Genomic DNA, 22,357 nt, shown 5'->3' with positions numbered 1-22,357 from the left:
CGACCTAAGGTCACCTGGTCCATCGACTGATCTCGCGATCAGCTGATGCAATAATAATCATTCTCGTTTGCAAGTCAAACGTTTTTACCTGCGCGATAGGAAAATTCTTTCCTGTCCTCTCTAATCGCCTTTTCACCTCAACCGTTTTCATACTTCTCCAGCGATCGATCGACCATCGCCTTGGCCATGTCGATCATGTGCACCGTCGAAAATGCCAGGTCGCGGTTTGCGCCTTGCAGGTGATTGGCTGATTCGTACGCGGTGGCGGCAGCACAGCGCAACAGGTCCAAAGCATGGACCAGCGCCTCTTCGCCGCTGATGTTGCGGTTCACATCAAAAAAGCGCGGTTCGGTCACTTCCTCTGAAATAGCTGGTTTCAAGTAATAGTCCAGCGCGCGTTGTGCCGCCGCTGAGCCCTGGGGCGAGGTGAGGGTGGTGTCGATTTGCATGTCCGACAGGTCATTGGTGGGTGGGTTCATGGCGATGGCAAGCTCCGTGTTAGATTCAGATCCGTGAATCGATCCTAATACGTAATGTATTTGTGACGATAATTTAAATACTACAATATGTGTTTTGATGGCCGGAGTTGCCCACGTATCGTGCCGCACATGGATAAATGGATTGAATTGGTCAAGGCCAAGATGAGTGAACTCAAAATCACTCAAGAGATACTCGCCGAGCGCCTCGGGATGTCCCAGGGCGGCATTGGCCACTGGCTCAACAAACGTCGTGAACCCGGCATCGAAGACATGAACCGTGTCCTGCAGGCGCTGGGTCTTGAGTTTCTCGAAGTGGCGCTGGTAATCCGGGAACCGCAGGCGTCAACGGACGACGAAATCCCTTTGACACAGAAGTACAATCCGTACTTCCGCTACCCGGTCAGTGACTGGCGCGAACCTGTCGAAGTGCGCGATGGCGAGGTCGCGGTGTATGGGAAAGGGCACTTTGAATTGTCCGATTATCACGCGCAGGGACCGGCATTCTGGTTGAGAGTGTCAGGTGATGCGATGACCGCACCCACTGGCATCAGTATTGCGGAAGGCATGCTGATCCTGGTGGACCCGGCGGTGGACGCCGAGCCTGGCAAACTGGTCATTGCCCAGTGGCCGGGCAGCGCCGAAGCCACGTTCCGCAAGCTCATCGAGGAGGGCGGGCAGCGTTATCTGGTACCGCTCAATCCGACGTATCCGAAAGCCTTGTACGCCGAAGATTGTCGAATCATCGGCGTAGTGGTTCAGGCAACAGCCAGGTTCTGATCAGATCGGTCCTCGCGATGCGCAGGACCGATCTTCATTTCACGCTTCTTCCAGTTCAACCAGTGCACTGCCTTCGCTGACCATCTCGCCTTCCTGACAATACAGCGCCTTGATCACCCCGGCATGGGGCGCGCGAATGCTGTGCTCCATCTTCATCGCTTCCAGTACCACCAATTGCGCCCCGGCTTCGACCGATTGCCCGGCGTCCACCAGTACGCGCACGATGCTGCCGTTCATCGGTGCGGTCAGCCCGCCATGATGGCTATGGCTGGCCTCGACGGCGCTGATCGGATCGTAAGCCTCGATGCGGCGCAACTCGCCATCCCATTGCAAATACACCTGTTCGCCACGGCGTATTGCGCGGTGTTGACGGCGCACTCCAGCCTGCTCGGTCAGCAGCTGCTCGCCCTTGAGCCGAGCGCTGTGGGCATTGATGTCGCCCAGCGTCAGCGCCCGGTCCTGGCCTTCACAACTCAGGTGCAGGGTGATTGCTCTCGGCAATCCGGCACGCAGGCCATTACGCGCCGCCCACGGCGAACTCGGGTCATCGGCGCGGGTGGCAGGTGGCTGGCTCTGGGCAAACGCCTGGGCGGCGGCTTGCCAGAACTCATCGCTGAGTTGCGCAGGCGTCGGCAGCAATTGTTCCTGATAGCGCGGAATGAAGCCGGTATCGAGTTCGGCAGCGGCAAATGCCGGGTGGCCGATGATGCGCCGCAGGAAATTGATGTTGGTCTTCAGTCCGCCGATGGCGAATTCGTCGAGCATGCTCAGCAGACGCAACCGCGCCTGTTCACGGTCCTCGCCCCAGGCAATCAGCTTGCCGAGCATCGGGTCGTAGAACGGTGAGATCTCGTCGCCTTCTTCAACACCGCTGTCCACTCGACGCCCCGGTCCTTGGGCGGATTCGCGATACAGCTCCAGGCGACCGGTCGCCGGCAGGAAGTCATTGCCCGGATCTTCGGCATACAGCCGCACCTCGATCGCGTGCCCTGCCAGCGGCACCTGGTCTTGCGTCATCGGCAACGCTTCGCCGCGTGCCACGCGAATCTGCCAGGCCACCAGGTCGAGGCCGGTGATGGCTTCGGTGACCGGGTGTTCCACTTGCAGGCGGGTGTTCATTTCCATGAAGAAGAACTCGCCCCGCGCATCCAGCAAAAACTCGACGGTGCCGGCACCGACATAACCGATGGCCTGCGCTGAACGCACAGCGGCTTCGCCCATGGCGCGTCGCAGCTCCGGGCTCAGGCCAGGTGCCGGCGCTTCTTCGACGACTTTCTGGTGACGGCGCTGAATCGAGCAGTCGCGTTCGTTGAGGTACAGGCAGTTGCCGTGCTGGTCGGCGAACACCTGGATTTCCACGTGACGTGGTTTAAGCAGGTACTTCTCCACCAGCATCCGCGAGTCGCCGAACGACGATTGTGCTTCGCGCTGGGCTGAGGCCAGGGCTTCGGCCAGTTGGCTGACGTCCTCGACCACTTTCATGCCTTTGCCGCCGCCACCCGCGGTGGCCTTGAGCAGCACCGGGTAGCCGATGCGTTCGCAGGCGGCGCGGAAGGTTTCCAGGTCCTGGGCTTCGCCGTGATAACCGGGCACCAGCGGCACGCCAGCGGTTTCCATCAAGGCTTTGGCCGCGGACTTGCTGCCCATGGCGTCGATGGCCGAGGCGGGCGGGCCGAGGAAGATCAGGCCGGCGTTTTCGATGGCGCGGGCGAAACCGGCGTTCTCCGACAAGAAGCCGTAGCCGGGGTGAATCGCCTGGGCGCCGCTGGCCTTGGCGGCGGCAATCAGTTTGTCGATCTGCAGATAGCTGTCGGCGGCTTTGCTGCCACCCAGGTCGACGCGAATATCGGCTTCGCGGCTGTGCCGGGCGTCACGGTCGGTGGCGCTGTGTACGGCCACGGTGGTCAGGCCCAGGGCCTTGGCGGTGCGCATCACCCGGCAAGCGATTTCGCCACGGTTGGCCACCAGCAGGGTGGTGAGGACAGGTGCGCTCATCAGCGGGGCTCCTTGGTGGATTCGGCTTGCCAGCTCGGCGGACGTTTTTGCAGGAAGGCACGCAAGCCTTCCTGGCCTTCAGGGCTGACGCGAATGCGGGCGATGGCGTTTTCGGTGTAGCGACGCAATGCCGGGGTCAGTGAGCCGTCGCCGACTTCGCGCAGCAGATCCTTGCTGGCGCGCATGGCCGCCGGGCTGTTGAGCAGCAGATTGTCGATCCACTGTTCGACTTTCTGTTCCAGCTCGGCACTTGCATAACTCTCCGACAACAAACCGATTTCCCGAGCCCGTTGCCCGCCGAAACGCTCAGCGGTCAAGGCATAGCGACGGGTAGCGCGTTCGCCAATGGCTTGCACCACGAACGGGCTGATCACCGCCGGTGCCAGGCCGATGCGTACTTCCGAGAGGCAGAACTGCGCGTCATCGGCACCGATGGCCATGTCGCAGCAACTGATCAGGCCCAGTGCGCCACCAAAGGCTGCGCCTTGCACCACCGCCAGGGTCGGGACTTTCAGCTTGGCCAGGTTGTACATCAACTCTGCCAGTTCCCGGGCGTCATCGAGGTTGGTGGCGTAATCGAGTTCGGCCGATTGCTGCATCCAGGCCAGGTCGGCGCCGGCGCTGAAATGCTTGCCGCGACCGCGCACGATCAGAAATCGCAGGCTGGCATCGCTCGCGACTTTGTCGAGGGCGAGGATCAGTTCACGGATCATTTCGGCGTTGAAGGCGTTGTTCTTTTCTTCACGGCTGAGCCACAGGGTGGCAAAACCCCGAGGATCGCTCAGCAGTTCGAGGGTGTTGAAGTCGCTCATATTCGTCCGTCTCCACGGTCCTTGTAGGAGCGAGCCTGCTCGCGATGGTTTACAGGGCGGCGCGTTTATTCAGAAAACACGCGTTATCGTTAACGTCCATCGCGAGCGAGCTCGCTCCTACAAAAAAATCACATCCGGAACACGCCGAAGCGGCTCGGTTCGATTGGCGCGTTCAACGACGCGGACAAGGCCAGGGCCAGTACGTCGCGGGTCTGGGCCGGGTCGATGACACCGTCGTCCCACAGGCGTGCGCTGGAATAGTAGGGGTGACCCTGTTCTTCGTACTGGTCGAGGATCGGTTGCTTGATCTCGGCTTCCTGCTCGGCGCTGAAACCATGGCCGCTGCGTTCGGCCTGCTCGCGCTTGACCTGCACCAGCACGCCGGCCGCCTGTTCGGCGCCCATCACGCCAATACGCGCATTCGGCCACATCCACAAAAAGCGCGGATCGTAGGCGCGACCGCACATGCCGTAGTTACCGGCACCGAAGCTGCCGCCGATGATCACCGTGAATTTCGGCACCTTGGCGCAAGCCACCGCCGTCACCAGTTTCGCGCCGTGCTTGGCGATGCCGCCAGCTTCGTACTTCTGGCCGACCATGAAACCGGTGATGTTTTGCAGGAACAGCAGCGGGATGCCGCGCTGGCACGCCAGTTCGATGAAGTGCGCGCCTTTCTGCGCCGCTTCAGCGAAGAGAATGCCGTTGTTGGCGAGGATCGCGATCGGGTAACCGTGCAGGTAGGCAAAACCGCAGACCAGCGTGGTCCCGAACAGCGCCTTGAACTCGTCGAACACCGAACCATCCACCAGCCGCGCAATCACTTCGCGCACGTCAAACGGTTGCTTGGCGTCGGCCGGGACCACGCCGTACAACTCGTCACTGCTGTAGAGCGGGGCGATCGGAGTGCGTTGCTGAACCTCACCTTGCTTGCGCCAGTTGAGGTTGGCGACGCTGCGTCGGGCCAGCGCGAGTGCGTGCTCATCGCTCTCGGCGTAATGGTCGGCCACCCCGGAAATCTTGCAGTGCACATCGGCCCCGCCAAGGTCCTCGGCACTGACCACTTCACCGGTCGCGGCTTTCACCAGCGGCGGGCCGGCGAGGAAGATCGTCGCTTGTTCGCGGACCATGATCGCTTCGTCGGCCATCGCCGGTACATAGGCGCCACCAGCGGTGCAGGACCCCATGACCACGGCAATCTGCGGAATGCCCATGGCGCTCATGTTGGCCTGATTGAAGAAGATCCGCCCGAAGTGCTCGCGGTCCGGGAACACTTCATCCTGGCGCGGCAGGTTGGCACCGCCCGAATCCACCAGGTAGATACACGGCAGGCGATTTTGCTGAGCGATGGTTTGCGCGCGCAGGTGTTTTTTCACCGTCAGCGGGTAGTACGAGCCGCCTTTCACGGTGGCATCGTTGGCGACGATCATGCATTCGACGCCCTCCACACGGCCGATCCCGGCAATCACGCCAGCGGCGGGGACGTCTTCGCCATACACCTCGTACGCCGCCAGTTGGCTGATTTCGAGGAACGGCGAACCCGGATCGAGCAAGCGGTTGATGCGCTCACGGGGCAGCAGTTTGCCCCGCGAGGTGTGGCGTTCTTGCGCCTTCGGGCCACCACCTTGCGCCACTTGGGCGAGCAGGGTGTGCAACGCGTCGACCTGTTTGAGCATCGCCGCGCTGTTGGTGGCGAACTCCGCTGAACGGGGGTTGAGCTGGGTATGCAGGGTAGCCATGGGCAGCTCCGTTTAGCGGGTTTCGTTGAACAGTTCGCGACCGATCAGCATGCGTCGGATCTCACTGGTGCCGGCACCGATTTCGTACAGCTTGGCATCACGCAGCAGACGACCGGCCGGGAATTCGTTGATGTAGCCGTTGCCACCGAGAATCTGGATCGCGTCGAGGGCCATTTGTGTGGCGCGTTCGGCGCTGTACAGGATTACCCCGGCGGCGTCCTTGCGCGTGGTTTCGCCGCGCTCGCAGGCCTGGGCCACGGCGTACAGATAGGCGCGGCTGGCGTTGAGTTGGGTGTACATGTCAGCGACCTTGCCCTGGATCAGCTGGAATTCGCCGATGCTTTGGCCGAACTGCTTGCGGTCGTGGATGTACGGCACGATCAGGTCCATGCACGCCTGCATGATCCCGGTCGGGCCGCCGGAGAGCACGACGCGCTCATAGTCGAGGCCGCTCATCAGTACCTTCACGCCGCCGTTGAGTACGCCGAGGATGTTTTCTTCAGGCACTTCGACGTCATCGAAAAACAGTTCGCAGGTGTTCGAACCGCGCATGCCGAGCTTGTCGAACTTGTTGCTGCGGCTGAAGCCCTTCCAGTCGCGCTCGACGATGAAGGCGGTGATGCCGTGGGGGCCCTTTTCCAGGTCGGTCTTGGCGTAGATCACGTAAGTGTTGGCGTCCGGACCGTTGGTGATCCAGGTCTTGCTGCCGTTGAGCACGTAGTGATCGCCGCGCTTGTCGGCGCGCAGTTTCATCGACACCACGTCGGAACCGGCGTTCGGCTCGCTCATGGCCAGCGCGCCGATGTGCTCGCCGCTGATCAGCTTGGGCAGGTATTTGGCTTTCTGTTCGTGGTTGCCGTTGCGGTTGATCTGGTTGACGCAGAGGTTGGAGTGGGCGCCGTAGGACAACGCCACCGAGGCCGAGCCACGGCTGATTTCTTCCATGGCCACCACGTGGGCCAGGTAACCCAGGCCGGCACCGCCGTACTCTTCCGGCACGGTAATGCCCAGCAGGCCCATGTCGCCGAACTTGCGCCACAGGTCGGCGGGGAACAGGTTGTCGATGTCGATCTGAGCGGCGCGCGGGGCGATCTCCTTGGCGACGAAGGACTGGACCTGATCGCGCAGCATGTCGATGGTTTCACCGAGGGCAAAGTTCAGGGATGGATAGCTCATGGGTCACCTTTTGGCTTTTTTGTCGGTTGGTGAGACTGTCAATGGGTTCTCACCTTTACGTTAACGTAAGCCTGTGACGAGTGGCTGTCAATCACCCTTTACGTTAACGTCAACTTGGGTGATTCTGTAGGAGCGAGCTTGCTCGCGAAGGACGTCAACGATAACGCGTGTTGTCTGGATAAACGCGGCGCCCTGACGTTCTTCGCAAGCAAGCTCGCTCCTACAAAATAAAGACAATAGGGGTCGTCATGGATCAACCCAGTGCAAGCCCGCAACGCAGTTACACCCGTGGTTCACAGGACAAAGCCTTGCTGGCGATGACCATCGGCCAGGCGTTCGATAACACCGTCGCGCAATACCCGGACGGGGAGGCGCTGGTGGTGCGCCATCAACAGCTGCGTTTGAGCTGGCGGCAATTGGCCGAGGTCGCGGACCTGCACGCCAGAGCGTTGCTGGCGTTGGGGCTGCAGACGGGTGACCGCCTCGGCATCTGGGCGCCGAACTGTGCGCAATGGTGCATCAGCCAGATTGCCACGGCGAAAATCGGCGTGATCCTGGTCAATATCAATCCTGCGTATCGCAGTTCCGAACTCGAATACGTACTCAAGCAATCCGGTTGCCAATGGCTGGTGTGTGCCGGGGCCTTCAAGACCTCGAACTATCACGCGATGCTGCAAGGCCTGGTGCCGGAGCTGGCCGGGCAGTCCATCGGCAAGTTGCAGAGTGAGCGGTTGCCGGAGTTGCGTGGCGTCATCAGCCTGGATGCGCAGCCGCCGAGCGGTTTCCTGCCGTGGTCGCAATTGGCCGGTCTGGCGGGCAGCGTGACGGTCGAGCAACTGCATGAGCGCCAGGACAGCCTGCATTTCGATCAACCGGTGAATATCCAGTACACCTCCGGCACCACCGGTTTCCCCAAGGGCGCGACCCTCAGTCACTACAACATTCTCAACAACGGCTACATGGTCGGTGAAAGCCTGGGCCTGACGGCGGCCGATCGGCTGGTGATCCCGGTGCCGCTGTATCACTGCTTCGGCATGGTCATGGGCAACCTCGGTTGCATCACCCATGGCAGCACGATGATTTACCCGAACGACGCGTTCGATCCATTGCTGACCCTCAGTACCGTGGCCGACGAAAAAGCCACGGCGCTGTACGGCGTGCCGACCATGTTCATCGCCATGCTCGATCAGCCTCAGCGTGCCAGGTTCGACCTGTCGAGCTTGCGCACCGGGATCATGGCGGGTGCAACCTGTCCTATCGAAGTGATGCGCCGGGTCATCAGCGAAATGCACATGAGCGAAGTGCAGATTGCCTACGGCATGACGGAAACCAGTCCGGTGTCATTGCAGACCGGTCCTTCAGATGACCTGGAGCTGCGCGTGACCACCGTCGGCCGCACTCAGCCACAACTCGAAAGCAAGATCATCGACGAAGCGGGCAACCTGGTGCCCCGTGGCACCATCGGTGAGCTGTGCACCCGCGGTTACAGCGTGATGCTCGGCTATTGGAACAACCCCGAAGGCACGGCGGAAGCCATCGATCAGGCGGGGTGGATGCACACCGGTGACCTGGCGAGCATGAACGACGAGGGTTACGTGTGCATTGCCGGGCGCAACAAGGACATGATCATCCGCGGTGGTGAGAATGTTTACCCGCGGGAGCTGGAAGAATTTTTCTTCACTCATCCGGCCGTTGCGGATGTTCAGGTGATCGGTATTCCTTGCTCGCGCTACGGCGAAGAGATCGTCGCCTGGATCAAGTTCCACCCCGGCCACAGCGCCACCGAGCAAGAACTGCAAGCCTGGTGCAAGGAGCGCATCGCGCACTTCAAGACGCCGCGCTACTTCAAGTTCGTCGAGGAGTTTCCGATGACCGTGACTGGCAAGATCCAGAAATTCCGGATGCGCGAGATCAGTATCGAGGAGTTGCGCGGGAACCAGGGCTGACCACAATCCCCTGTGGGAGCGAGCTTGCTCGCGATAGCGGAAGTACATTCAGAAGATCTGTCGACTGAACCACCGCAATCGCGAGCAAGCTCGCTCCCACAGTGTCTTGCACAGTTTTCAGAATCGCAGACAGCACAAAGGGGAGCCGAAGCTCCCCTTTAATTTCGTTGCGCGTGCTCTTTTTTTATTATTGAGGGTCGGCCTGTTGTTGTTTTTGGCAACCGTTGCCCTTTACCGCTGTTTTTGGCGATCCCCATCCGGGATCAAGAGCAAACGTATTTTTTTGAGCGCTGATCTACTTTTTCGCTGAGCGATCCAACCAGTACGGGAGCTACCTGAAGGTAGTTTTATTATTCTCTGTCTGGTTGCGGGTAACTCCGAAAAGCACCCTGAAAAGCACATCTTCTCCAAAAAAATCTGTTAGCTGCGTCTCTGCCGTGTTGTTTTTGTTATGTCAGAGTCGTTACGTCTTGTTTTTATTAGGTTTGCCGCAATTTTTTTATTCTTGTTGTGCCATAGAGATAGCAGGAGCCATGCCAACTTTTTAAAAGCCTTTAAAATCAACGATTTGGAGAATTGTGAGGTTTTGCGCTTCAGGCAAAACCCCACATTTTGTTTCCGTGTTACTCGCTTGCGCCCACGTTTCAGACACAGCGGTAACACCCGGACACACTCAGCACACTCACTGTGCGCTGCGAGCCTTGGCCACGCGGSAACCGGTAGGGCGACCCAGTACGGTACAAATCTGTTGACCGGCAACCATCAAGGCGTCGAGGTCGATTCCGGTGTCGATGCCCAGGCCGTTGAGCAGGTAAACCACGTCTTCGGTCGCGACGTTACCGCTGGCGCCCTTGGCATAGGGGCAGCCGCCCAGACCGGCGATGGAGCTGTCGAACACCGAGATGCCTTCCAGCAGGCTGGCATAGATGTTGGCCACGGCCTGACCGTAGGTGTCGTGGAAGTGCCCGGCGAGTTTTTCCCGGGGCACATCCTTTGCTACCACTTCAAACATCTTGCGGGTTGCGCCAGCGGTGCCGGTGCCGATGGTGTCCCCCAGCGAGACCTCATAGCAGCCCATGGCATACAGTTCACGTGCGACCACGGCGACTTGCTCCGGGGCGACGTTACCTTCATAGGGGCAGCCCAGCACACAGGACACATACCCGCGCACGGTAATTCCGTGTTGTCTGGCGGCGTCCATGATCGGCGCGAAACGCTCCAGGCTTTCGCTGATCGAGCAATTGATGTTGCGTTGGGAAAACGCCTCTGAAGCCGCCGCGAACACGGCCACTTCCTTGACCCCGGCGGCGAGGGCATCTTCGAAACCGCGCAAGTTGGGAGTGAGTGCGCCGTAGACCACACCCGGTTTGCGCTGGATCTGCGCGAAGACTTCGGCGGAGCCGGCCATCTGCGGTACCCACTTGGGCGACACAAAACTGCCGACTTCTATATAGCCAAGTCCGGCTGCGGTCAGTGCATCGACCAGTTGTACCTTGTCGGTAACACTGATGGGCCGGGCTTCGTTTTGCAGGCCGTCGCGTGGGCCGACTTCGACAAGGCGTACGTGGGTGGGGAGGGACATGGGGTTCGACCTGTGCTGATTGTCTGAATGCGCTGAGAACCCTGTGGGAGCGAGCTTGCTCGCGATAAGGGCATCACATTCAACATGTTTGGTGACTGACACTCCGCTATCGCGAGCAAGCTCGCTCCCACAGTGGATAGTGTGGATTTATTGAACTGACTCCTGGTTTTTGAGCGTCTGCTCCAAAGCCTGCACACAGCGCTCTTCGGCGGTATCGAGTTCCAGTTTCATCTGTTCGATGTCCAGCAACTGCTGTTCAAGCTGCTCACGGCGCTCGCTGATTTTCGCCAGCATGCTGTGCAACTGCTTGGTGTTACCGCTGGACGGGTCGTAGAGCTCGATCAGTTCGCGGCATTCAGCCAGCGAGAAACCGATGCGCTTGCCCCGCAGGATCAACTTCAGGCTGACCTTGTCGCGGGGTGAGTAAATACGTTCCTGGCCACGACGCTCAGGGCTGAGCAGGCCTTGCTCTTCATAAAAGCGAATGGCCCGGGTGGTGATGTCGAGCTCGCGGGCGAGATCGGAAATGCTGTAGGTCTGGCTGCTCATGGAAGCGCTCGCAAAAGGTCATGGCGCTAAGCTAATGGCAGGTTGACGTTTACGTCAAGGGAGAAAAGATCGCAGCCTGCGGCAGCTCCTACCCGGGATTTGTTTTCACCCTGTAGGAGCTGCCGCAGGCTGCGATCTTTTGATTTTTCTCAAACCGGTTGTTTATCCAGTTTTCTCTCCTGCGCCGTCACCTGCTGGCACAACTCGATCATCTGTTCGCGCATCCAGCGGTTCGCCGGGTCCTGGTCGGTGCTTTCGTGCCAGTAAAGGTGGGTTTCCACTGGCGGCACATCGTTGACCGGCAGATAAAAGGCGTGCAGGTCGTTACGCCGGGCGAAGCGTTCCGGCACGGTCATGACCATGTCCGTCTGTTGCAGCACTTGCGAAGCCATCAGGTAATGCTGGGAGCGCAGGGCGATCTTGCGCTGGATGCCCATCTTGCCCAACGCCAGGTCGACATAGCCGAGGCCGCTGCGGCGGCTGGAAATATGGATGTGGGTCAGGCCCAGGTAATCATCCAGGGTGAGTTTCTCCTTGCCCGCCAGCGGATGCCCCTTGCGCATGGCACACACGTAGCGGTCTTCCATCAATTTGACGTGGCGCACCTGCGGGTCGGTGTTGAGCGGAGCATCGACCGCGAAGTCGAGCCGACCGGCCGCCAGCTCCTTGGTGGTTTCACGGCGTTTGGACAGGAAGCTTTCGATGATCACCGTCGGCGCCAGGCGGCGCAGGCGCTGGAACAGCGGCGGCAGGATCACCGCTTCGGTGAGGTCGGTCATGCTGATGCGGTAGGTCTTGACCGCTTGCTGCGGGTTGAAAATGCGGCTTTCCTGCACCGATACGCGCAGTAGCGAGAGGGCGTTGCGCACCGGGCCGATGATGTTCTGCGCCATCGGCGTGGGCACCATGCCCTGGGCGGTGCGCACGAATAGCGGGTCGTTGAAGGTCTCGCGCAGACGCGCCAGCGCGTTCGACACCGCCGGTTGGGTGATGCCGACGATTTGCCCGGCGCGGGTCAGGTTGGCTTCGGTATAGATCGCGTCGAAGACGATGAAAAGGTTGAGATCGACCTTGCTCAGATTCATTACGCGGCTCTCTTATTGTGTGGGCGGACTGACCTTGAGGATCAGTCGATCATATATCGGTGATGAATGTTTATACACGCCGAGAATAGGCTAGGTAAATTATCAACGCTGTTCTAGCATCGATACATGACCTAAACAACCTCCCCCAAGAAGGTATCTTGCTCATGGATTTCGCTTATTCGCCCAAGGTTCAGGAACTGCGCGAGCGCGTGACTGCGTTCATGGACACCTACGTTTATCCCGCCGAAGCCGTGTTCGAGCGCCAGGTCGCCGAAGGCGATCGCTGGCAGCCGACCGCGATCATGGAAGAACTCAAACTCAAGGCCAAGGCCGAAGGCCTGTGGAATTTGTTTCTGCCTGAGTCCGAACTGGGTGCCGGCCTGACCAACCTCGAATACGCGCCGCTGGCGGAAATCATGGGCCGCTCGCTGCTGGGGCCAGAGCCGTTCAACTGCTCGGCACCGGACACCGGCAACATGGAAGTGCTGGTGCGTTACGCCAACGAAGAGCAGAAACAACGCTGGCTCGAACCATTGCTGCGCGGCGAGATCCGCTCGGCCTTCGCCATGACCGAACCGGATGTCGCATCCTCCGACGCCACCAACATGGCTGCCCGTGCGGTGCGCGATGGCGAAGAGTGGGTGATCAACGGCAAGAAATGGTGGACCTCGGGTGCTTGCGACCCGCGCTGCAAAATCCTGATTTTCATGGGGCTGAGCAATCCTGACGCGCCACGCCACGCCCAGCACTCGATGATCCTGGTGCCGGTGGATGCTCCCGGCGTGAAGATCGTGCGCCCGCTGCCGGTGTTCGGTTACGACGATGCACCTCATGGTCACGCCGAAGTGCATTTCGAAAACGTCCGGGTGCCGTACGAAAACGTCCTGTTGGGCGAAGGACGCGGCTTCGAAATTGCTCAAGGTCGCCTTGGCCCGGGCCGGATTCACCACTGCATGCGTTCGATCGGCATGGCCGAGCGCGCACTGGAACTGATGTGCAAGCGCTCGGTGAGCCGCACCGCATTCGGCAAACCCCTGGCGCGGCTGGGCGGTAACGTCGACAAGATCGCCGACTCGCGGATGGAAATCGACATGGCACGCCTGCTGACGTTGAAAGCGGCGTACATGATGGACACCGTCGGCAACAAAGTGGCCCGTAGCGAGATCGCGCAGATCAAGGTTGTCGCGCCAAACGTTGCGTTGCGAGTGATCGACCGGGCGATCCAGATTCATGGCGGGGCAGGGGTTTCCAACGATTTCCCGCTGGCCTACATGTACGCGATGCAGCGTACCCTGCGCCTGGCCGACGGCCCGGACGAAGTGCACCGAGCGGCGATCGGCAAGTTCGAAATCGGCAAGTATGTGCCGAAGGATATGATGCGTAGCGGGCATTAAGAAAAGTTAAAAGATCGCAGCCTTCGGCAGCTCCTACAGGATACGCGTACATCTGAAGGAGCTGCCGAAGGCTGCGATCTTTTCAGTACACCCAAACCTCAACCCGCCGATTCCTGATCCTTCCCTCATCGGCGTTATTGGCCGCCACTGGCATTTCGGCACCGAATCCACGAATCTCGCGAAACACCACGCCGCTCTTCACCAACTCCCGCCGTACCGCCATGGCCCGCAGTTTCGACAACAGATCGGCACGCGCCGGGTCGCTCTTGGCATCGCCAAACCCTACCAGCGTCACTTGCCCAGACATTTTGTCTTGCTGCTTTATATAGTCGAGCACTCGCGTCAGGTCTTGCCGCGCCTTGTTGTCCAGGCTGGCACTGCCTTCTTCGAAGCGAAAATTCACCGACAATCGCTGGGCATGCCGACTCAGCGCCTGATACCCCTCGGGCATCAACGCATTGGGGGTGACGGCCATGGCCTGGACGGTTTGTGCAATAAAACCGTTGGCCGCGACGATGGCCTGGCCATTGCTGCTTTGAGCGAAGGCCACTAGCGCGTAGGCCCAGGGATTTTTGCCGTTGGGTGGCAGGTAGAAGAACAACCGGCGGGACAGCGGATAGTCTTCCGTGGCAATCAGGCTGTTGAGCGGCAACATGGCTTGCGATTGCCCGTCGACAATGGCCACGGCTTTGGCCTGGCGCACATAGGGCAATCCGATAAAACCGATGCCTTGCGGGTCGGCGCTGACCGCATCGGACAGTTGCTCGCTGGACTCGAAGCGTTTTGCCGTGCTGCTCAGAGTTTTCCCACGGCTACTGAGGACCAGTACCTTGAAAGTGTCGAAGGTCCCGGACTGATCATCCCGTGCATACAGATGAATCGGCCCGCCGCTGCTACCTATGTCTTCCCAGGTTTTCACCTCGCCACTGAAAATGCGCGCCAGTTGCACGGTGTCGAGTTGGTTCAGCGGATTGTCCGGATGAAGGATGATCGCCAGGCCATCGATGGCGATGACCTGTTCGGCGCTCGGACTTTTCAGGTCACCGAGGGATTGCAGGCTGGCCAGTTCGCTGTCCCTGATCGGGCGCGACGAGGCGGCAAGGTCGGCACTGGCGGTTTTTAGCGCGGTGAAACCGGTGCTGGAACCATGGGCCGCCACCTCCACCACGACCCGATGGCCTTGAACGGTTTCACCGACAATGCGCAGTTCGTTGGCGGTGTCCGAGGCTTCGCGGTGAATCCTGCGCAGGCCTTGTTCACTCATCAGGCCCTCGACCAGCGCCGGTCCCAATGCCGCGCCAATGGTGTTGGAACCCTGGATGCGCAGCACGGTGCCGTGTTCGGGTGTCGGCAAGTCGCCGGCCGGGGCCGCCTGCGGCAAGCCCATGCACAGCATCAACAGGAACAGCACGCGCAGCATCATGCCGGCACCTTACATAGCCAAAGGAGGTGCCGGGAGATTAAGTCAGTAAGGTTTCCGAAAAATGACACTTGTAGGAGCGAGCTTGCTCGCGATGGCGGACTGTCAGTCAACATTGGTGCTGAATGTCACACCGCAATCGCGAGCAAGCTCGCTCCCACAGGGGATTGTGGTTGGTCCTGAATCAGCTCAATTCAAGCCAGATCGGCGCATGGTCCGAAGGTTTTTCCATGCCGCGCAGTTCGTAGTCCACCCCTGCGGCTTTCACCCGTGGCAGCAAGCCGTGGGAGGCGAGGATCAGGTCGATGCGCAGGCCACGCTTGGGCTCGTCTTCGAAGCCACGGCTGCGGTAGTCGAACCAGCTGAAGGTGTCGGTCACTTTCGGGTTCAGGTGCCGGAAACTGTCCACCAGGCCCCAGTTCTTCAGGCGGGCCATCCACTCGCGCTCTTCCGGCAGGAAGCTGCATTTGCCGGTTTTCAGCCAGCGCTTCATGTTGTCCGGGCCGATGCCGATGTCGCAGTCTTCCGGGGAAATGTTCACATCGCCCATCACCACCAGCGGCTGGTCGTTCTTGAACTGGCTTTCCAGCAATTGCTGCAAGTCGCTGTAGAAACGTTCCTTGGCCGGGAATTTGGTCGGGTGGTCGCGGTTTTCGCCCTGTGGGAAATAACCGTTCATGATGGTCACCGGCGCACCATTGGCGTCGGCGAAGGTGCCCCAGATGAAGCGTCGTTGGGCGTCTTCTTCGTCGGTGGCGAAACCCTTGTGCAGGGCCAGCGGTTCCTGGCGCGAGAGCAGGGCGACGCCGTAATGCCCCTTTTGTCCGTGGAAATACACGTGGTAGCCCAGTGCTCTGACTTCATCGAGGGGAAACTGGTCGTCGTGGACCTTGGTTTCCTGCAAGCCGATCACGTCAGGCTGGTGTTTTTCGATCAGCGCCGCCAGCTGATGGGGGCGGGCGCGCAGCCCGTTGATGTTGAAGGAGACGATCTTCATGGTCGGCAGTCCTGGCAAAAGGGCGATGCTAGCTGACATGTGGGAATCGGGCCAGTGTGGGGTGAGGGGATTTAATGTGTTCTGTCAGATCTGCGTTGACCGTCCCGACTTGCTCGCGAAGGCGATTTCATTGCCTACACTCATTTCGGATCTGTAAGGAACTGTGTCAGCGCCGATCAGCTCGTAACAACAAGAGCGCAGCCACCCGAGCTGTGCCGGGGAGATCAACCGTCATGCCCGAAACCTCGACTGCCATCGCCGATATTCACATGCTCGACAGCGGCTACGCCCGCGAAGCGCGTTCGCTGCTGTACCAGGCTTATCGACACGAGCCGACTTTCGGCTATTTGTTTGAAGCCGAACGCCCCGGTTACGAACAGCGGGTTCGCGCCACCGTGCGCGAACTGGTGAGCCAGCATTTTCTCCAGGACCTGCCTGCCATCGGCCTGCTGGTCAACGACCGCCTGATCGGCATCGCTCTGATCGCGCCGCCGCAACGTCGTCTCGGCGTCACTGAAAGTTGGGCCTGGCGCCTGCGGATGCTGCTCAGCACGGGATTTCGCTGCACCCGTCGCTACCTCGAATATCACGCTGCCGTGGAGGCCTGCGTGCCGAATGACTCGGTGCATGTCTTGCCATTGCTGGGGGTTCATCCGCAGTTCCAGGGCAAGCATTTCGGCGAGCAACTGTTGCAAGCCGTGCACAACTGGTGCGCCGTGGATGAAAACTCACAGGGCGTGATCCTCGATACCGGGAATCCTCGCTATCTGGAGTTCTATAAGCGCCAGGGCTATGAGGAAATCGGTGAAGTTGCCGTAGGACCGATTCGCGAGCATGTGTTTTTTCACCCCAATCCCCAGGTGTTACAAACAGCAACGGCTTGAACGGCGAACTTTCCGGGCATGTCAGGCTCTATCACGCTCTCAAGCTCGTGATAGCATCCGCGCCTATGAAGTTTCCAGGAAGAATTACCAGCGGTGTGCTGATGCTGATGACCAGCTGCACGGCGCTGGCTCAAAGTGAATTGGATGTACGGATCAAACCGTCCAATGATGAGCTGAAGGCCAATATAGAAGGCTATATCGGCAGCCTCGGCGATCGCGACGAGCAGGCGTTGCTGCGCTTCAGCCGTGGCGCTGAAGAACAGGCGCACAAGGCCGCCCAGGCCTTGGGCTACTACCAGCCGCACATCGACAGCGAGGTGAAGGGCGGCGAAAAGCCGCGCCTGGTGCTGAAAGTCGACCCCGGCGAGCCGGTGCACTTGCGTAACGTCACGGTGCGTGTCGACGGTCCGGCAGCCTCCCTCAAGTCCTTTCGAATCCCTAAAAGCGACGCGCTCAAGCCCGGCGCTGTGCTCAATCATGGGCATTACGAGGACGCCAAGCGGCTGATCCAGAATCAGGCTTCGCGCTATGGCTTTTTCAGCGGCCGATTCACCCGTTCAAAATTGTCGGTCGACCCGCGTGCCGGCGTCGCCGATATCGAACTGATCTATGAAAGTGGCCCGCGCTATACCTTGGGCAAGGTCAGTTTCGAGGGCGATACGCCGTTCGACGACGAGCTACTGCAACGCATGGTGCCGTTCAAGGCCGGTACGCCGTATGACTCGGAACTGATCGCCGAACTCAATCAGAACCTGCAATCGAGCGGCTACTTCGAAGGCGTGCGCGTGGACGCGGCACCCGCGGCGTCCAAGGACGATGCGATCCCGGTGGACGTCAAGCTCGAAACCCGCAAGCCGCGGACCATGGGCCTGGGCCTGGGTTTCTCCACCGACGTCGGCCCACGTGCCAAGGCCAACTGGACCCGACACTGGGTCAACGCCCAAGGGCACAGTTATGGCTGGGAGACCGAAGTCTCGGCGCCGCGGCAAAACGTCGGGTTGTTCTACGACATTCCACTGGACCCGCCACTGACCGACAAGCTGCGTTTTGCCGGCGGCTATCAGAATGAGGACATTGCCGGCACCGACACCCACAGCAAGTTGCTGACCCTCGGCCCCGAATGGCACAGCAAATTGCCCAGCGGCTGGCAGCGGGTGGTGTCGCTCAAATGGCAACGCGAGGATTACCAACTCGGCGACGACTCCGGGCTCAGTAACCTGCTGATGCCCGGCGTGAATTATTCGTACCTGAAAAGCGACAACCGCATCGACCCGCATAACGGCTATCGGCTGCAATTCGAATCCAAAGTGGCCAAGGAAGGTCTGGGTTCCGACAGCAACCTGATCTACGGCACGGCGCTGGTCAAAGGCCTGACCACGGTGTTCGACAACCATCGTTTCCTCGGACGGGTGCAGGTCGGCGGCAGTGCCACCAACGGCTTCAAATCGGTGCCGCCATCGCTGCGCTTCTTCGCCGGTGGCGATCAGAGCGTGCGCGGTTACGACTATCAGAGCCTGTCCCCGGAAAACTCCGACGGCGACCGCATCGGTGGCCGCTACATGGTCGCCGCCAGCGCGGAATATCAGTATTCCATCGCTGAAAAATGGCGGATCGCGACCTTTGTCGATCAGGGCAACTCCTTCAACACACTCGAACTGCCGAACCTCAAGACCGGGGTCGGTATCGGCGTGCGCTGGGTATCGCCGGTGGGGCCGATCCGCCTCGACCTGGCCCACGCGCTGGACGACGATGGCGGCATTCGACTGCACTTTTCCATGGGGCCTGAGCTGTGAAGCGTGGTTTGAAAATAACGCTGCTGGCGATAGCGGCACTGTTGATGCTGGTTGTCCTGACGCTGGCCACAGTGCTGGGCACGGCGACGGGCAGCCGCTGGGCGTTGGGCTTCGTACCGGGGTTGACCCTGGACAACTTCCAGGGCCGGCTGGGCGGGCAGTGGAGCGCCGACCGGGTGTTGTGGCAACAGGCCAACAACCGGGTTGAGCTGAGCAAGGTGATTTTTGCCTGGTCGCCGTTGTGCCTGTCCCGCAGGGCCTTGTGCATCGAGCAATTGCAGGCCGATCAGGTCAGCCTGACGTTCCCGCCGGGTGCCGAAGAGCCAGACAGCGGCCCGATCACGCTCCCGGAGCTCAAGTTACCGTTGGCCCTCGAACTGGGGGAGATCAAGGTCGGTAGCCTGTTGTTCAACGGCAGCGAGGAGCTCAAGGGCTTGCAACTGGCGGCGCACTGGACGGCGGCCGGTTTGAGGATCGATTCGGTGGCGTTGCAGCGCGATGACCTGAGCCTGAACCTGTCCGGCCTGCTGCAACCCTCCGGTAACTGGCCCCTCAGTGCCGAAGGCAAGCTGACCCTGTTGTCGACGCCTGAGCCCTTGGCGCTGGCGCTGAAAGTCGACGGCGACCTGCTCAAGACTCTGAACCTGAAAGCCGACAGCAGCGGTTACCTCAACGGGCAACTGACCGGCGAACTGCAACCGCTGGTGGAAAACCTGCCGGCCAAGGTGCGGATCACCGCCGATGGCTTCAAGCCCGGTGCCGATCTGCCGGACACCCTGCAACTCAATCAGCTTGAGCTCACGGGTTCCGGCGACTTGATGAACGGCTACGCGCTGCTCGGCAAAGCCACGCTACCCGCCGAGCAAGGGCCAGTCGCCCTGGCGCTGCAAGGCAAGGTCGACGCCAAGGGTGCGCAGATCGCCGCGCTGGACCTGACCGCCAACGACAAGCAAAGCCTCAAGCTCACAGGGCTTGTGGATTGGAGCAAGGGCCTGAGCGCCGAGGCGAAGATTGACTGGCTGGACTTCCCGTGGCACAGGCTCTATCCGCTCATCGACGAACCGCAAGTAGCGCTTCGCACGTTCACCGGCGAAGTTTCTTACACCGACGGCAAGTACCTCGGGCATTTCGCCGCCGCGGCGGATGGTCCGGCCGGCGCTTTCACCCTGGCCAGCCCTTTCGCGGGCGACCTGACGAAAATCTACCTGCAACAGATTCAACTCCAGGCCGGGCAGGGCAAGGCTGAAGGGCACCTGAACCTGCAATTCGCCGACGGCATTGCCTGGGACACCGCGCTGGACCTGTCGGCGATCAACCCCGCGTACTGGGTCGCAGAGCTGCCGGGTACGCTGGCCGGGCCGTTGCGCAGCCAGGGCGAGATGAAGAACGAAATGCTCAGCCTCAATGCCGACCTGGACCTCAAGGGCAAACTGCGCGGTCAACCGGCGGTGATCCAGGCCAAGGCCGATGGCCGTGGTGAGCAGTGGAACCTCAACGCCCTGCAAATCCGCCTCGGTGACAACAGCATCACTGGCAAGGGCAGCCTGCAACAGAAACTCGCCGGGCAGATTGACCTCAAGTTGCCGCGCCTGGCCCAGCTCTGGCCAGAACTGCGCGGCCAGCTCAATGGCCGCGTGGATGTCGCCGGCACACTCAAGGCGCCCCAGGGCAAGCTTGACCTGCAAGGCTCGCAATTGGCTTTCCAGGACAATCGCCTGCAAAGCCTCAACCTGGACGCCACGCTGGACAGCGCGCAACGGGCGAAAATCGACCTCAAGGGCAGCGGCATCCAGGCCGGCGACACCTCACTGGGAACCCTGACCGCCAGCGGCCAGGGCGACATCGAAAACCAGAAGCTGAGCCTCGATCTGCAAGGGCCGAAGTTGAAACTGGCGCTGGGTCTGGACGGTGCGCTGGACAAGGGCAATTGGCGCGGACGCCTGGCCAGCGGTGATATCCAGGCCGGTGGCCAGGACTGGAAGCTGCAAGGGCCGGCGAAACTCGAACGCCTGGCGGACGGCAAAATCAATTTTGGCGCCCATTGCTGGGCATCCGGCCAGGCCAGCCTGTGCGGTGAAGACTCGCGCCTGATGCCCGAGCCGAAGCTGCGTTATCACCTCAAGCAATTCCCGATCGACAGTCTCGCGCAATGGTTGCCGAAGGATTTCGCCTGGCAGGGGCGGCTCAATGCCGACCTGCAACTGGACCTGCCGGCCAGCGGCCCGAACGGCCTGATCAGTGTCGATGCCGGCGGTGGCACCTTGCGCATCAAGGAAAAGGACCAGTGGCTGGACTTCCCGTACCAGACCCTGAAACTCACCAGCAAACTCACGCCCAAACGCATCGACACCGAGCTCAATTTCGTCGGTGGCAAACTCGGTGAACTGATGGTGCAGGCGCAGCTCAATCCGTTGCCGAAAAACAAACCGTTGAGTGGCTCGTTCCGCTTGAGCGGGCTGGACCTGTCGGTGGCGCGGCCGTTTGTGCCAATGGTCGAAAAGCTGGCCGGGCGCCTGAATGGCAGTGGCACGATTTCCGGTGGGCTGTTGGCGCCACAGGTCAATGGCAGTCTGCAACTGAGCGACGGCGTGATTGCCGGACCTGAGCTGCCGATGGAGCTGCAAAACCTGCACGTTCAAGCGCTGATCGCCGGCGAAAACGTATCGATCAATGGTGGCTGGAACAGCGGCAAGGTTGGGCAGGGCAGCCTGAACGGCAACATCGCCTGGGGCCAGGCGCTGGTGGTGGACCTGGCGCTCAAGGGCTCGCAGTTACCAGTCACCGTCGAGCCTTACGCCAAGCTTGAGGTCGCTCCGGACCTGAAAATCTCGATGAAGGATGACGAGTTGGCCATCGCTGGCAAAGTGCTGGTGCCCAGGGGCGAAATCACCATTCGCGAATTGCCGCCGTCGACGGTCAAGGTCTCCGATGACACGGTGATCGTCGGTCAGCAAACTGAGGAGGGTAAACCGCCGCTGGCGATGAAGATGGACATCGAAGTGCTGGTCGGCGAGGACAAGCTGAGCTTTGCAGGATTTGGCCTGACCGCGAATGTGCAGGGGCATGTGCACATCGGTGACAACATAGACACCCGTGGCGAGCTGTGGCTAAACGATGGCCGATACCGCGCCTACGGCCAGCGGCTTTCGGTGCGCCGGGCACGCTTGCTGTTTGCCGGGCCCATCGATCAGCCGTACCTGGACATCGAGGCCATTCGCAAGACCGACGATATCATCGCCGGCATTCGCCTGAGTGGCAGCGCCGAGCAGCCGACCACGCAGATTTTTTCCGAACCGGCCATGAGCCAGGAACAGGCCTTGTCCTATCTGGTGCTCGGGCGTCCGCTGAGCAGCAATGGCGAAGACAACAACATGCTCGCCCAGGCGGCCCTCGGTCTGGGCTTGATGGGCAGTTCCGGAGTGACCAGTGGCCTGGCCAAGAACCTGGGCATCCAGGACTTCCAGCTTGACACCCAGGGCAGCGGCACTGCCACCAGTGTGGTGGCCAGCGGCAATATTTCCGAGAAGCTCAGCCTGCGCTACGGTGTCGGCGTGTTCGAACCGGCCAACACCATTGCCTTGCGCTACAAGCTGAGCAAGAAGGTCTACCTCGAAGCCGCGGGTGGCGTGGCCAGTTCGCTGGACATCTTCTACAAGCGGGATTTCTAGTCCCTTCAAAATCAAAAGATCGCAGCCTTTGGCAGCTCCTACAGGGTTTTGTGTACACCTGTAG

At 60.5% G+C, this 22,357-nt stretch carries 16 protein-coding genes; 6 read left to right on the top strand and 10 right to left on the bottom strand.

The genetic code is table 11. The features are described 5' to 3' along the window. Positions 1 to 137: 137 nt before the first annotated feature. Positions 138 to 479 carry a DUF6124 family protein gene (locus AC1DXW_RS10165; RefSeq protein ID WP_477755123.1) on the bottom strand — a complete coding sequence of 114 codons (342 nt, stop codon included), beginning with the start codon at positions 477 to 479 and terminating at the stop codon, positions 138 to 140. Between the two features lie 129 nt (positions 480 to 608). On the opposite strand from AC1DXW_RS10165, the gene AC1DXW_RS10160 reads away from it, so the two are divergent. Continuing rightward, positions 609 to 1,256, top strand: a complete 648-nt coding sequence (locus tag AC1DXW_RS10160) for a LexA family protein (protein WP_477755122.1) — start codon at positions 609 to 611, stop codon at positions 1,254 to 1,256. Positions 1,257 to 1,295: 39 nt separating this feature from the next. Here AC1DXW_RS10160 and AC1DXW_RS10155 read toward each other — a convergent pair whose 3' ends face one another. The 4 genes from AC1DXW_RS10155 to AC1DXW_RS10140 form a co-directional block, all read right to left on the bottom strand. Further along, entirely contained in the window at positions 1,296 to 3,251 is a 1,956-nt protein-coding gene (locus AC1DXW_RS10155) for an acetyl/propionyl/methylcrotonyl-CoA carboxylase subunit alpha (RefSeq protein ID WP_477755121.1), read from the bottom strand. Then, positions 3,251 to 4,063, bottom strand: a complete 813-nt coding sequence (locus AC1DXW_RS10150; RefSeq protein WP_108219087.1) for a gamma-carboxygeranoyl-CoA hydratase — start codon at positions 4,061 to 4,063, stop codon at positions 3,251 to 3,253. The genes AC1DXW_RS10155 and AC1DXW_RS10150 overlap by 1 nt, the downstream gene beginning before the upstream one ends. A gap of 128 nt (positions 4,064 to 4,191) precedes the next feature. After that, the gene (locus AC1DXW_RS10145; protein WP_015094351.1) at positions 4,192 to 5,799 is read right to left on the bottom strand and encodes a carboxyl transferase domain-containing protein; all 1,608 of its coding nucleotides are present in this window, start codon (positions 5,797 to 5,799) and stop codon (positions 4,192 to 4,194) included. A 12-nt stretch (positions 5,800 to 5,811) separates the two neighbouring features. Then, the gene (locus AC1DXW_RS10140; protein ID WP_477755015.1) at positions 5,812 to 6,975 is read right to left on the bottom strand and encodes an isovaleryl-CoA dehydrogenase; all 1,164 of its coding nucleotides are present in this window, start codon (positions 6,973 to 6,975) and stop codon (positions 5,812 to 5,814) included. Positions 6,976 to 7,223: 248 nt separating this feature from the next. Between AC1DXW_RS10140 and AC1DXW_RS10135 the strand changes: the two genes are divergently transcribed. After that, positions 7,224 to 8,921: an AMP-binding protein gene (locus AC1DXW_RS10135; protein WP_477759986.1), complete on the top strand. Its 1,698-nt coding sequence runs from the start codon at positions 7,224 to 7,226 to the stop codon at positions 8,919 to 8,921. A 682-nt stretch (positions 8,922 to 9,603) separates the two neighbouring features. On the opposite strand, the gene AC1DXW_RS10130 is transcribed toward AC1DXW_RS10135, so the two are convergent. From AC1DXW_RS10130 to AC1DXW_RS10120, 3 genes are all read right to left on the bottom strand, one after another. Then, positions 9,604 to 10,503: a hydroxymethylglutaryl-CoA lyase gene (locus AC1DXW_RS10130; protein ID WP_477759985.1), complete on the bottom strand. Its 900-nt coding sequence runs from the start codon at positions 10,501 to 10,503 to the stop codon at positions 9,604 to 9,606. Between the two features lie 147 nt (positions 10,504 to 10,650). Beyond that, positions 10,651 to 11,052, bottom strand: coding sequence for a MerR family transcriptional regulator (locus AC1DXW_RS10125; protein ID WP_223544032.1), 402 nt, complete (start codon positions 11,050 to 11,052; stop codon positions 10,651 to 10,653). Positions 11,053 to 11,201: 149 nt separating this feature from the next. Continuing rightward, a complete protein-coding gene (locus AC1DXW_RS10120; protein WP_477755012.1) occupies positions 11,202 to 12,137 on the bottom strand; it encodes a LysR family transcriptional regulator in 936 nt (311 codons plus the stop codon). Between the two features lie 164 nt (positions 12,138 to 12,301). Here AC1DXW_RS10120 and AC1DXW_RS10115 point away from each other — a divergent pair, with 164 nt between their 5' ends. Then, complete coding sequence (locus AC1DXW_RS10115) at positions 12,302 to 13,531, top strand: acyl-CoA dehydrogenase (protein WP_477755011.1); 1,230 nt, start codon at positions 12,302 to 12,304, stop codon at positions 13,529 to 13,531. Between the two features lie 82 nt (positions 13,532 to 13,613). Here AC1DXW_RS10115 and AC1DXW_RS10110 read toward each other — a convergent pair whose 3' ends face one another. Beyond that, the gene (locus AC1DXW_RS10110) at positions 13,614 to 14,954 is read right to left on the bottom strand and encodes a substrate-binding domain-containing protein (protein ID WP_477755010.1); all 1,341 of its coding nucleotides are present in this window, start codon (positions 14,952 to 14,954) and stop codon (positions 13,614 to 13,616) included. A 181-nt stretch (positions 14,955 to 15,135) separates the two neighbouring features. Next, complete coding sequence (gene xthA, locus AC1DXW_RS10105) at positions 15,136 to 15,948, bottom strand: exodeoxyribonuclease III (protein ID WP_477755009.1); 813 nt, start codon at positions 15,946 to 15,948, stop codon at positions 15,136 to 15,138. Positions 15,949 to 16,181: 233 nt separating this feature from the next. Here xthA and AC1DXW_RS10100 point away from each other — a divergent pair, with 233 nt between their 5' ends. The 3 genes from AC1DXW_RS10100 (at position 16,182) to AC1DXW_RS10090 (ending at position 22,293) form a co-directional block, all read left to right on the top strand. Beyond that, positions 16,182 to 16,832, top strand: a complete 651-nt coding sequence (locus AC1DXW_RS10100; protein ID WP_477755008.1) for a GNAT family N-acetyltransferase — start codon at positions 16,182 to 16,184, stop codon at positions 16,830 to 16,832. Between the two features lie 65 nt (positions 16,833 to 16,897). Continuing rightward, a complete protein-coding gene (locus tag AC1DXW_RS10095) occupies positions 16,898 to 18,625 on the top strand; it encodes an autotransporter assembly complex protein TamA (protein WP_477755007.1) in 1,728 nt (575 codons plus the stop codon). Then, positions 18,622 to 22,293, top strand: coding sequence for a translocation/assembly module TamB domain-containing protein (locus AC1DXW_RS10090; RefSeq protein WP_477759984.1), 3,672 nt, complete (start codon positions 18,622 to 18,624; stop codon positions 22,291 to 22,293). The genes AC1DXW_RS10095 and AC1DXW_RS10090 overlap by 4 nt, the downstream gene beginning before the upstream one ends. Positions 22,294 to 22,357: the final 64 nt, after the last annotated feature.

It is taken from the genome of Pseudomonas sp. P4_C4, assembly GCF_056402055.1.
Note: the sequence above shows the minus strand (reverse complement) of the source record. Positions and strands in the feature narration are given on the sequence as shown.